Raw genomic sequence first — 12,204 nt, forward strand, 5'->3', positions numbered from 1 at the left:
TCATTATACCCGCAGAAATGGACAAGCTCTTGAAGAAGCCGGGGCATTCGTTTCATTATATTGTATGGATAATTTATTTTTGCTCTGCAGAGGAATACGCCTGAGACAGCGTTGGCTATACTTTGCGGGGCTTTTTAATGTATGTGTGCCGTTTATGACGGCATTCGTCTGACAATAATAATTAGAAGATAAAATTCCGGAGTCTTATGAATCCGGTCTTTGAATAGGAGATTCCCATGCACAAAAGTTTACGATTACGAAACCGTGCCGACTTCAGCCGCGTATACCGCCATGGGAAGTCATTTGCGAATCATCAGTTTGTGGTCTATTGGTTCAATAGAAAAGAGGTGGAGCGGTTCCGGGTCGGGGTGTCTGTCAGCAAAAAGGTCGGAAACGCCGTTGTCCGCAACCGGATGAGACGACTGGTGAAGGAGATAGTAAGGCACCATGAACCGGAAATAACCGGCGGGATTGATATGGTGTTCATCGTAAGAAAAGGAGCGCTTTCCAAGGATTATTCCGAGCTGGAGAAAAGCGTGCTGCATGTGCTGCGCAAAGCCAAGCTGCTCAAGGCTTCACGTATGTAAGAGGGGCAGAAGGGGCTTGTTTATTTGTACTCATAATTATGGTATGATTTACGGTGCAATGGAATGTTTAAGAGAGGGGTTTTGAAGTGTCTCTAATGAAGACTAAACGGGGAAAATGGTTTCTTCTCCTCGGGATAATGGTATTGATGATTGCTGTTCTGTCGGGGTGTGCCCCGTCGTCTACGGTTACACACACTACGGAGGATTTGAAGAACGGAAGCTTCTGGCAGAGTAATGTAGTGTACTACTTCGCCACAGCCCTGGATACTTTCGCTAAATGGTTTAATGGACAATATGGTTTAGCTGTCCTTGTAATGGTGCTCATTGTCCGCACGCTGATTCTGCCGCTTACCATGAAGCAGGTGAAGAGCTCGCGTGCAATGCAGGCGATTCAACCGGAACTTGAGAAAATAAAGAAAAAATATAAAGATACGCCGGAAAAGGTGCAGCAGGAAACGATGCGCCTGTTCCAAGAGAACAAGGTTAATCCGATGGCAGGCTGTCTGCCGCTGATTGTGCAAATGCCGATCTTTATCGCGCTGTATAACTCGATCTATTATAACCCTGATCTGCGGTTACATTCCTTCTTATGGCTGCAGCTTGGTAAGCCCGACCATCTGTTTATTCTGCCGCTGCTTGCAGCAGCGACCACATTCCTGCAGACCCGGATGATGACCAAGATGAACCCGGTTCAGCAGCAAGGTCCAATGCAGTTCATGATGATGGTGTATCCGGTTCTGATTTTCATTATGTCCTACAATTTCCCTTCAGCACTTCCACTGTACTGGTTCTACAGTAACCTGTATACCATTATTCAGAATTACTTCTTATATCGCAACAACGATAAGACCAAATTGGCTGTCGCTGGCGCGGGTGCCGGCAGCAGCAAAGAAGTTAATCTTGTGAAGAGCAAGGATACTGCCCGTAAGGATGTTACTCCGGCTGCGAAAGGCAATAGCAGCAAAGGAACGAAGGGGGCCAAAAAGTCAAAATGAGCAAAGTCGTCGCGACAGGGAAAACCATTGAAGAAGCTGTAGAACAGGGACTGATCCAGCTTGGAGTTCACAAGGACCGGGTAACGGTCAACGTACTGGAACAGCCGTCAAGAGGATTCCTGGGACTCATCGGTGCGAAAGGCGCCAAGGTGGAATTGACCTTGATTGCCGAACCCGCACCGGCGTCAGCGGCGAGTGCTCCGTCACTGCCTCAGCAGTCAGCTAGAGAGGACAAACAGGAGGCTGCCGGCGGTGCAACCCGCCAAGATTCCGGACACCCGGTGGAGGAAGCTTACCAAGAGGCTGTTCATTTCATTGTGGATGTTGCCAAGAGCATGGGGCTCGAGGTGGAAGTGGAAACCGTTCATGCCAAGGAATCGACTGTTCTGCAAATATCCGGTCCGGATCTGGGGCTGCTGATCGGCAGAAGAGGACAAACTCTCGATGCTCTGCAGTATTTGGCTAATATCGTTGCCAACCGTTATTCTGATAGTTTTATCCGGCTTGTGCTGGATGCCGAGAATTTCCGCGAACGTCGCAAGAAGACATTAGAGGAGTTAGCTGACCGCTTGGCGGCACGAGTTGTTAGAACCCGCAAAGAGGTTGTACTGGAGCCGATGTCACCGCAGGAACGGAAGATTATTCACTCCAGATTACAGGATCACCGTCAGGTCAGTACCCTGAGCAAAGGGGAAGAGCCCAACCGCCGCGTTGTTATAACATTTAAGTAGAGACTAAATTGCCGCAATGACTCCTTGACCAATATAAGGGGTCATTGTTTTTTTGAAAATTTTGAAATTAAAATGAAATGAATCTTTCAGCGTAGCTGAAGTGCATATACAATTGAGGTGAATAAAAGCATGTATAGTGATACTATTGCTGCTGTATCGACGGCATTGGGCGAGGGAGGAATTGCAATTATCCGGGTCAGCGGCCCGCAAGCAATATCTCAGGTGGCCCCATTGTTTCGTAGCAAGACACCGCTTACGGAAGTGGAGACGCATACCGTTCATTATGGGCATATCATCAGTCCTGCTGACGGAGAACAATTGGAAGAAGTGCTCGTAACCGTGATGAAAGGGCCGCGTTCTTTTACTACCGAGGATGTTGTAGAAATTAGCGCCCATGGCGGGGTAATCTCTGTACGGAGAGTAATGGACCTTCTGCTGCAGCAGGACATCAGATTGGCAGAACCGGGTGAGTTCACCAAACGTGCGTTTTTAGGCGGGCGTATTGATCTCTCTCAGGCGGAGGCTGTTATTGATCTGATCCGTTCCAAATCGGACCGGGCTTTTTCAGTTGCGCTTAAGCAGGTCAGCGGCTCCTTGTCGGAGCGGATTGTAGCGCTGCGCCATATTTTAATTGAAACGCTGGCTCATATTGAAGTGAATATTGATTATCCCGAGCATGATGTGGAATCCTTGACTGCCGAGTTCATCAAAGCCAAAAGCAGTGAGGTAATGGACGGTATTAGGAAGCTGCTCAAAACAGCTAATGAAGGTAAAATACTGCGTGAAGGCATCACAACAGCGATTGTTGGGCGTCCCAATGTCGGCAAGTCTTCACTGCTTAATGCGCTTGCCCGTGACAATAAAGCAATTGTAACCGATATTCCGGGAACGACGCGTGACGTTATAGAAGAGTATGTAACGATTAACAACATTCCGCTTAAGCTGCTGGATACCGCCGGGATTCGCGAAACCATGGATATCGTAGAGAAAATCGGAGTGGAGCGCTCCAAAGCTGCTTTTAGCGATGCGGATCTGATTCTCCTGGTACTGGATGCCAGCGAAAAGCTGCATGAGGATGAACTGGCATTGATGGAACAATTCCACGGTAGACAAGCCTTGGTAATCATGAATAAAATGGACTTACCGTCCCGGCTCGATAAAAAGGAACTGCTTTCTTATTTTAATGAAGCGAATATTGTGTCGATGTCTGTGCTGGAGGAGCAAGGTCTGGATAAGCTTGAGGAGGCGATCTCTGAGCTGTTTTTTGGCGGTAAGCTGGAATCGGGCGACCTGACTTATGTAAGTAATGTAAGGCATATTGCTCTGCTCAAAAAAGCCCAAAAATCGTTGCAGGATGCCTATGAGGCTGCAGATCTGCATGTCCCTATTGATATGATCCAGATAGATGTTCGTCTTGCGTGGGAACAGTTGGGTGAGATTATTGGTGATACGGCTGCGGACTCGCTGCTTGATCAAATTTTTTCGCAATTTTGTTTAGGCAAGTAACATTGCTTAGGTCCAAATAGAAGATTACAAGCACAAATTAAGGGGGTAAAAGGGTATGAATTATGATGGAGGCAGCTATGACGTAGTGGTCATTGGCGCAGGTCATGCCGGCTGCGAAGCTGCACTGGCCGCAGCGCGAATGGGCTGCCGCACGCTGATGATTACAATCAATCTGGATATGGTAGCCTTCATGCCATGCAATCCGTCCATTGGCGGACCTGCAAAAGGACATGTAGTGCGTGAAATAGATGCACTCGGCGGGGAAATGGGCCGCAATATTGATAAAACCTTTATTCAACTGCGGATGCTCAATACAGGCAAAGGTCCTGCGGTCCACGCTCTGCGTGCGCAAGCCGATAAATTTCTCTATCAGCATGCGATGAAGGAAACGATGGAGAAAACACCGAATCTGACGCTTCGTCAGGGGATGGTGGAAGAACTAATTGTTGAAGATGGAAAGTGCACCGGTGTGATTACGAAGACAGGAACGGTATATCATAGTAAAACGGTGATTCTAACCACGGGCACTTATCTGCGCGGCAAAGTAATCATGGGTGAGCTGACCTATGAAAGCGGACCGAACAACCAGCAGCCGTCAGTGAGGCTGTCTGAGAATCTGCGTGAGCTGGGTTTTGATCTTGTACGCTTCAAGACAGGCACGCCACCACGGGTGCATAAGGATTCGATTGATTTCTCCAAAACCGAGATCCAGCCGGGAGACGAGAAGCCGAAATTCTTTTCTTTTGAAACAAAGTCTTCAAATAATGAACAGCTTCCCTGCTGGTTAACCTATACCTCGGAGGTGACTCATCAGATTATCAATGACAATCTGCACCGGGCGCCGATGTTTACAGGTATTATTGAAGGAACTGGTCCGAGATACTGTCCGTCCATTGAAGATAAGGTTGTCCGTTTCAGCGACAAATCGCATCATCAAATTTTCCTGGAGCCGGAAGGTAAAAACACTGCAGAATATTATGTTCAAGGGTTGTCTACCAGCCTTCCTGAGGATGTTCAACTAGCTATACTCCGCTCAATTCCCGGGATGGAAAAGGTTGAGATGATGCGCAATGGTTATGCCATTGAATATGATGCAATGGTTCCAACCCAGCTCTGGCCTTCACTCGAAACCAAACGTCTGCCTGGACTGTTCACCGCCGGACAAATTAACGGTACTTCAGGTTATGAAGAAGCGGCAGGGCAGGGAGTGATGGCAGGCATTAATGCAGCCCGTAAAGTGCAAGGCAAGGAACCGGTTGTGCTGGATCGCTCTCAAGGGTATATCGGCGTACTGATTGATGATCTGGTGACCAAAGGAACGAATGAGCCTTATCGGTTGCTCACTTCGCGTGCAGAATACCGCCTATTGCTCCGTCATGATAATGCTGACCTGCGCCTGACTCCGATTGGACATGAGATTGGTCTGATACCGGAAGCGCGTTATGAAGCCTTCTTGGATAAAAAAGCACGGGTGGAACGGGAAGTTGTCCGGCTTCAGGAAACTAAGGTCAAACCAGTTGATGTGAACACGCTGCTTGCTGAATATGATTCTGCACCTATTGTAGATGGAAGCAACCTGCTAACGTTGATGCGCCGTCCGGAAATAGCGTACAGCTTTGTAGACCAATTGTCGCCTTCTCCCGAAGGTTTGGATGAAGAGATGAAGGAACAGGTTGAAATTCAAATCAAATATGTCGGATATATCGAGAAGCAGCTTATGCATGTTGAAAAGCTGCAGAAGATGGAGAAGAAGAAGATACCGGATGATATCAATTACAATGAGATTCATGGACTCGCCATTGAAGCACGGCAAAAGCTGACCCAAATTGCTCCAATATCCATCGGTCAGGCCTCTCGGATTTCCGGTGTAACGCCGGCCGATATTTCAATTCTTCTCGTATATCTGGAGCATTATAACCGTGTGACGGCAGCGAAAGGATAATATATGGATAACACTGCAGCGCAGTTTATATTTTTATTGCAGGAACAAGGAATCAAACTAACAACTGAGCAACTTGCACAGTTTGAGCTTTATTTCCAGGCGCTTGTTTCCTGGAACGAAAAAATGAATCTCACTGGCATAATCGAACGTGACCAAGTGTATACCAAGCACTTTTACGATTCACTATCGCTTGCTTTCTATGCCGATATAGAGAAAGTAAGAAATCTGGCGGACATCGGCTCCGGCGCAGGCTTTCCGGGAATACCTTTGAAGATCTGTTTTCCGCATCTTAAGCTGACAATTGTTGATTCTCTCAGCAAGCGAATCACTTTTCTCCAGCATGTCTGCGATACTTTAAAATTAAGTAATGTGCAGTTGATTCACGGCCGGGCAGAGGATGTTGCAAGGCAATTTGCTCACCGCGATGCCTATGATCTTGTTACAGCCCGGGCAGTTGCCCGGTTGTCACTGCTAAACGAATTTTGTCTTCCGTTCACTCGCAAAGATGGCATTTTTGCAGCAATGAAGGGGAATGATCCCTCTGAGGAGCTAACCGAGGCCAAACGCAGCTTGAAGGAATTACGTGCTGAACTACAAAAAGTTGAATCATTCAGCCTGCCTGTTGAAGAGTCTGCAAGGCATATTGTAATGATCCGTAAAACCGGAGCTACTCCGGCTAAATATCCCCGGAAGGCCGGAATCCCGGCTAAATCACCACTGCTATAATTGTTTCACGTGAAACAATTTCCAATCCGAATAGGTTGAACTAATGAAAACATTAATAGGGCAGAAGTGCGAAGGGGAAGTTTGGATACTTACGGAGCGAACGCATCCGCTTTTGTCTTCAAATTTCATCCGCTAAAGGCGGTATGAATCAAGAAATTTGAAGACGGCAGCGGCCGGAAGTCCAAACATTCCCCGCAGTTACGACCAGACCCCATTATGAAAATCTAAAGTTCAACTTATATATAAGGCAAACCAAGATCAAGCTCTTCATATTAATGAGGGCTTGATCTTTTTGTGAATATAACCATGCTTATGATTCCAAAAGTTCATTGATCAAATACAAAATGCAGGAAAAATAGGTCCCTATGGAGAATAGGATTATAGGCTAAAAAGTGATAGAATAATATAGTAAGACTTTTCATGTGTATATTTGAAGGTTAAGAGCCAGATGATCACCAGGCTACAACGGATACCTGAAAGCGATACGGAATATCGCTGTTTTTTGGAAGCTTATGCTCCTTTTGAGGGCGGCGCAACTGTTTCTACTTGCTGTACGATAAGCTTTTCGCTAGGCATGGTCAAGAGGATCGTACTATAACGAAATTAGGTGGTTATGAACGGAATGAAAGAACAATTCACCAAGCTTTTTGGATTTACCGAGCGGAGCAGCGGAGAAGAGATCAAACAAATCCCAGTTCATGAGGTCGTCAGCAGTCCTTATCAGCCACGGACGATTTTTGATGACGAAAAGATAGACGAGCTATGCCAGACTATCAAGACTCATGGGGTTATCCAGCCGATTGTTGTGCGCCTGCGCGATTCCCAGTATGAGATTATTGCGGGTGAGCGGCGCTGGCGGGCAGTTAAGAAGTTGGGGCTCGAAACGATCCCGGCCATTGTCCGTGAGTTCAATGATTCTCAGGCTGCATCTATCGCCTTGATAGAAAACCTGCAGCGCGAGGGCTTGACTTCAATTGAAGAAGCTATTGCCTATCAAAAGCTGATTGATCTTCACCAATTAACTCAAGAAAGCTTGGCGCAGCGGCTCGGTAAAAGCCAATCGACCATTGCTAATAAGATTCGCTTACTGCACTTGCCGGAACAGGTTAAAACCGCATTAATGGAAAGAAAAATTACAGAGCGGCATGCGCGGTCACTGTTGTCACTGGACACTGTGGAAATGCAATTAAAAGTTCTGGATGAAATTATTTCCAAAGAATTAAACGTCAAACAGACTGAAGCACGCATTGCTTTCTATAAAACAGTAACGCAGACTAAAAAATCAAAGCGGGTTTCCTACACTAAGGATGTTCGTCTTGCACTCAATACAATTCGCCAATCCATCGACATGGTGTCCGGTTCCGGAATGGAAATAAAAACCTCCGAAAATGATCGCGGTGACCATTATGAGATTGTAATTCAGATTCCAAAAAGATAAATGGTTTCAAAAGCTGAAGGCGGCCCTGAGGTGATTGGCCGCCTTTTCTGTGACTCTTGAACTAAAGTGTATCGTATAAGATCAATATTGAAATTATCTGTATATTTGTCTATGTTTTTCGCGAAAATTGATGCCAAATTTCAATGGCGATTGCGCCGTTACAACTTACGACCTACATGATGATTTTTCTAACAATTCGAGGTGAAATTAGTGTCCAAGATTATTGCAATAGCAAATCAAAAGGGTGGTGTCGGCAAAACAACAACCTCTGTTAACCTGGGGGCCGGAATGGCGACTCTAGGGAAAAGGGTGCTTCTTGTTGATATCGACCCCCAAGGCAACACTACTAGCGGTGTTGGCATCAACAAAGCGGATGTAGCAAATTGCATCTATGATATTCTAATCAACGAAGCCGATCCTGAGGAGACCATATTAGAGACACAGATAGAAGGGCTTCACATTATTCCGGCAACAATTCAATTAGCCGGGGCAGAGATTGAATTGGTATCGACTATATCCAGAGAGCTGAAGCTGAAGAAAGCACTCAATGTGGTTAAGGGCAATTATGATTATATTATTATTGACTGCCCGCCCTCATTGGGGATACTAACCATTAATTCCCTGACTGCCGCTGACTCTGTGATCATCCCAATCCAATGCGAATATTATGCGCTGGAGGGGCTGAGTCAACTCCTCAATACTGTTCGACTTGTCCAGAAGAATCTTAACCCGCATTTAAAAATTGAAGGTGTATTGTTGACGATGCTGGATGCCCGGACCAATCTGGGGATTCAGGTTATTGAAGAAGTGAAAAAGTATTTTCAGGAGAAGGTCTATAGAACAATCATTCCTCGCAATGTCCGGTTAAGTGAAGCACCTTCTCATGGACAATCTATTATTACTTACGATAGCCGTTCCAAGGGAGCGGAAGTGTACCTAGAGTTGGCAAAGGAAGTGATCTCATATGAGTAAGCGATTAGGGAAAGGACTAGATGCATTAATCCCCTCCTTATCCATCAATGAAGATGATAAGGTTGTGGAGATACCACTGGGACAGTTGCGGGCAAATCCTTATCAGCCGCGTAAAGATTTCAACGACGAAGCTATTCAGGAATTGGCAGAATCAATTAGACAGCATGGCGTAATTCAACCTATTATTGTTCGCAGCGTACTCAAAGGTTATGAAATCATTGCCGGTGAGCGCCGATTCCGGGCTTCACAGTATTGTGGCAAAGCAACGATCCCGGCGGTCGTTCGAAGCTTGAGTGATCAGCAGGTCATGGAAATTGCACTGATCGAAAATCTCCAACGGGAAAATCTTAATGCAATGGAAATTGCTGTAGCCTATCAAGGGTTGATGGATCAATTTGCGCTTACCCAGGAAGAGCTTTCGCTGAAGGTAGGGAAATCAAGATCTCATATTGCCAACTTTCTCCGTCTGCTATCATTGCCTGAAGAGGTTAAGGAATATGTTTCACGTGGAACAATTTCTATGGGACATGCCAGAGCTATCGTGGGGCTGAAGGATTCCGAAGCTGTGAAGCAGCTCGCGGACCAATGTGTGGAACAGCAATGGAGTGTTAGAGAACTGGAGGAGGTTGTAAAAAACCTTGACCGTAAAACTACGGGAACAGTTAAAACGAAGACAGTCAAACGAGATCCATATATTGATAATGTGGAGGAAATACTGCGCGAAAGATTCAAAACGACGGTGAAAATTAAACAAGGAAAAGATAAAGGAAAAATCGAATTGAACTATTACAGTGCCCAAGACCTGGAAAGATTGTTGGAGCTGTTGGGAAACTGAGATGGATATCTGTGCCCGAAAACATATCCTGAGATATCCCTTAAAACGGATATGGAGGGGTATGTTTTTATAATGAAAAGGTGGGGATAGAAAAATGGAGAGGCTGGTCTATTTAGATCATGCGGCAACATCATGGCCGAAACCGCCTGAGGTCGGCGTAGCAATGATGGAGGTGCTTGAGCATTCCGGAGCAAATGCCGGACGTGGGAATCATTCACTGGCAATAGGTGCGGGGCGGGTGCTGGTGAAAGCGCGCAACCAACTCGCTGGACTGTTTTCTATCTCCAACGCTCAAGACATTGCCTTCACGCACAATACCACAATGGGACTAAATATGGCTATTAAGGGTACACTTCAACCAGGGGATCATGTGATATCGACAATGACGGAGCATAACTCTGTCCGCCGCCCACTGGAATACTTGCGCCAGACAAAAGGGATTACTGTTGATTATGTGAAGGTTGATCAAGAGGGACAAGTGGACTTGCTTGAGTTGCAAAAAAACTTTAAGCCAAATACAAAAATGGTGATTTGCAATCATAGCTCGAATTTACTGGGAAGTATACTACCCATCGGTGAGATCGGGGATATGGCGAAGACGCATGGTGCTGTTTTTTTGGTTGATGCTGCGCAAAGTGCCGGGTCGCTGACTATTGATGTGGGGAAGATGAATATAGATTTGCTTGCTTTTCCGGGGCATAAAGGGCTGCTCGGTCCACAAGGAACAGGGGGAGTATATATATCACCTGCACTGGATTTGGAGCCGCTGCTGCATGGAGGGACAGGCAGTCAGTCGGAAAATAGCGCTCAGCCGAATGTGAGGCCCGATCGTTATGAGGCAGGCACACAAAATGCTGTAGGGATAGCCGGACTACTCGCAGGTGTGAAAAAAATAATGTCTATTGGGACAATGAATATTCACCGGCAAGAATGGCTGTTAACTCAAAGGCTTATGGAAGGGTTGTCCGGTATTCCCGGTATCAGATTGCTTGGTCCGGGGCTGGGGTCGCAGCGCAGCGGGATTGTAGCCTTCGTCATTGAGGGAGAGGAGTCAGCGCATATCGCTCACCGTCTGGACCGCGAATATAATATCGCCGTGCGTGCAGGGATGCACTGCACTCCTTTGGCTCATATGGCTGTAGACACATTGGAGAGCGGAGCTGTGAGAGCAAGTGTTGGCGTTAGCTCAACAGAGCAGGATATTGACAGAATGCTGGCCGCCATGATAGAGATGTATGGCCGCGCTCGCATAAGATAAATATAAAGGATGGTCCATACATGTCGGAATTAAATCAACTAATTACAGAGCAGCTATCGCTATTCATCATGGGATTTGCATTTGTAATCATACTGCTGGCAATAGTTCTAATCGTTCAGGGGACGAAAATCCGGAAAATGCGGCGCAGATATGAAGCCATGATGACCGGGAATGGTGTAGAGGACCTCGAAAACCTGCTGATTGATCTGAAAAACCAAGGAGACATGCTGGAAGAAGGCCAGCACGAGCATAAAGCCATGATCGAAGCAGCACAGGCCAAAATCCGCGGTATGAAATCAAAGGTTTCGTTGAAGCGGTACAATGCTTTTGGGGAACGGGGGAATGACCTGAGCTTCTCGCTTGCCATACTGGATGACAATCGGAACGGAATTGTTCTGACCAGCCTGCATAACCGGGAAAATTCTTATATATACTCCAAACCTCTGGAGAACGGAGAATCACCATATTCATTGTCACCTGAAGAAAAAGAGGTTATTGCTCTCGCGTTGCAGCAGAGCTAGCATGGGTATTCCATTGCTTCAAGGCCGAGTAGAGGCTGGAGGCAATGATGTCGGATAACCGCATTACAAGGCTCAATCTTGTATTCTGCAGGACGAAGTACTCCATGAATCCGCCAACATTTACAATCCCGGTCAGATGGATATCCCCGACAGGGGGAAGCTGCTTGTTCACTCCGGCTCCGGGCCGCAGCGGTCCGTCAACGACCTGAATGCAGCCGACACTTGCGGAATGACCCAGGCAGGCATCAATGCCGATGATAAAAGGATTATTATGTTTTTCATGAATAAGGGTAAGGGTTTCTTCCAGATTCACGGCATGCACAGGCTCGTCTAGTGTGCCATACAAATGAAACAAGGGACTATGGAAACGGGCTAACGCTGTGCCGACAAGCGGGCCTAGTGCGTCTCCGGTCGAACGGTCTGTACCCACACATACGATAATGATCGGTGTATCAGAGCGGGTCCGTGAAAAGTGGAAAAGCAGCCGGTGGGTAATGGCAGAATAGATATTGGGATCGGCATGTGATATTTTTAAACAAGATGGTTCTGGCAATGGGACAGCTTTAGAAGAAAAACTCATAGGATCTTCCTTTCTGAGCCGGGAGTTATTATGATCCTAGTATATGGATGCAAGAAGCTTTTTATACTTGAGCGGGAAGAGATAGGACGATTAGCCTAAGGAGGCGCGCGTGT

General features: G+C 46.6%; 12 protein-coding genes. 11 read left to right on the forward strand and 1 reads right to left on the reverse strand.

What is annotated here, in order from left to right; translation table 11 throughout:
• Nucleotides 1-236: 236 nt before the first annotated feature.
• The 11 genes from rnpA (at nucleotide 237) to B212_RS0127670 (ending at nucleotide 11,511) form a co-directional block, all read left to right on the forward strand.
• Nucleotides 237-587, forward strand: coding sequence for a ribonuclease P protein component (rnpA, locus tag B212_RS0127620; RefSeq protein WP_019914531.1), 351 nt, complete (start codon nucleotides 237-239; stop codon nucleotides 585-587).
• A gap of 86 nt (nucleotides 588-673) precedes the next feature.
• Nucleotides 674-1,582: a YidC/Oxa1 family membrane protein insertase gene (locus B212_RS0127625; RefSeq protein ID WP_028531072.1), complete on the forward strand. Its 909-nt coding sequence runs from the start codon at nucleotides 674-676 to the stop codon at nucleotides 1,580-1,582.
• Nucleotides 1,579-2,313, forward strand: a complete 735-nt coding sequence (gene jag, locus B212_RS0127630) for an RNA-binding cell elongation regulator Jag/EloR (protein WP_019914533.1) — start codon at nucleotides 1,579-1,581, stop codon at nucleotides 2,311-2,313. The genes B212_RS0127625 and jag overlap by 4 nt, the downstream gene beginning before the upstream one ends.
• Nucleotides 2,314-2,442: 129 nt before the next feature.
• Nucleotides 2,443-3,819, forward strand: a complete 1,377-nt coding sequence (mnmE, locus tag B212_RS0127635; RefSeq protein WP_019914534.1) for a tRNA uridine-5-carboxymethylaminomethyl(34) synthesis GTPase MnmE — start codon at nucleotides 2,443-2,445, stop codon at nucleotides 3,817-3,819.
• 55 nt (nucleotides 3,820-3,874) lie between these two features.
• Nucleotides 3,875-5,761, forward strand: coding sequence for a tRNA uridine-5-carboxymethylaminomethyl(34) synthesis enzyme MnmG (gene mnmG / locus B212_RS0127640; protein ID WP_019914536.1), 1,887 nt, complete (start codon nucleotides 3,875-3,877; stop codon nucleotides 5,759-5,761).
• Nucleotides 5,762-5,764: 3 nt separating this feature from the next.
• A complete protein-coding gene (gene rsmG, locus B212_RS0127645) occupies nucleotides 5,765-6,487 on the forward strand; it encodes a 16S rRNA (guanine(527)-N(7))-methyltransferase RsmG (RefSeq protein WP_019914537.1) in 723 nt (240 codons plus the stop codon).
• A gap of 622 nt (nucleotides 6,488-7,109) precedes the next feature.
• Nucleotides 7,110-7,925, forward strand: a complete 816-nt coding sequence (gene noc, locus B212_RS0127650; RefSeq protein WP_019914538.1) for a nucleoid occlusion protein — start codon at nucleotides 7,110-7,112, stop codon at nucleotides 7,923-7,925.
• A 210-nt stretch (nucleotides 7,926-8,135) separates the two neighbouring features.
• The gene (locus B212_RS0127655) at nucleotides 8,136-8,897 is read left to right on the forward strand and encodes a ParA family protein (RefSeq protein WP_019914539.1); all 762 of its coding nucleotides are present in this window, start codon (nucleotides 8,136-8,138) and stop codon (nucleotides 8,895-8,897) included.
• On the forward strand, nucleotides 8,890-9,732 hold the full coding sequence (locus B212_RS0127660; RefSeq protein ID WP_019914540.1) for a ParB/RepB/Spo0J family partition protein: 843 nt from the start codon (nucleotides 8,890-8,892) through the stop codon (nucleotides 9,730-9,732). The genes B212_RS0127655 and B212_RS0127660 overlap by 8 nt, the downstream gene beginning before the upstream one ends.
• A 94-nt stretch (nucleotides 9,733-9,826) precedes the next feature.
• Complete coding sequence (locus B212_RS0127665) at nucleotides 9,827-10,990, forward strand: aminotransferase class V-fold PLP-dependent enzyme (RefSeq protein ID WP_019914541.1); 1,164 nt, start codon at nucleotides 9,827-9,829, stop codon at nucleotides 10,988-10,990.
• A gap of 20 nt (nucleotides 10,991-11,010) precedes the next feature.
• Nucleotides 11,011-11,511, forward strand: a complete 501-nt coding sequence (locus B212_RS0127670; RefSeq protein ID WP_019914542.1) for a DUF4446 family protein — start codon at nucleotides 11,011-11,013, stop codon at nucleotides 11,509-11,511.
• On the opposite strand, the gene yyaC is transcribed toward B212_RS0127670, so the two are convergent.
• A complete protein-coding gene (yyaC, locus tag B212_RS0127675; protein WP_019914543.1) occupies nucleotides 11,483-12,091 on the reverse strand; it encodes a spore protease YyaC in 609 nt (202 codons plus the stop codon). The genes B212_RS0127670 and yyaC overlap by 29 nt on opposite strands.
• Nucleotides 12,092-12,204: the final 113 nt, after the last annotated feature.

The organism is Paenibacillus sp. HW567 (genome assembly GCF_000374185.1).
GTDB lineage: Bacteria > Bacillota > Bacilli > Paenibacillales > Paenibacillaceae > Paenibacillus_AQ.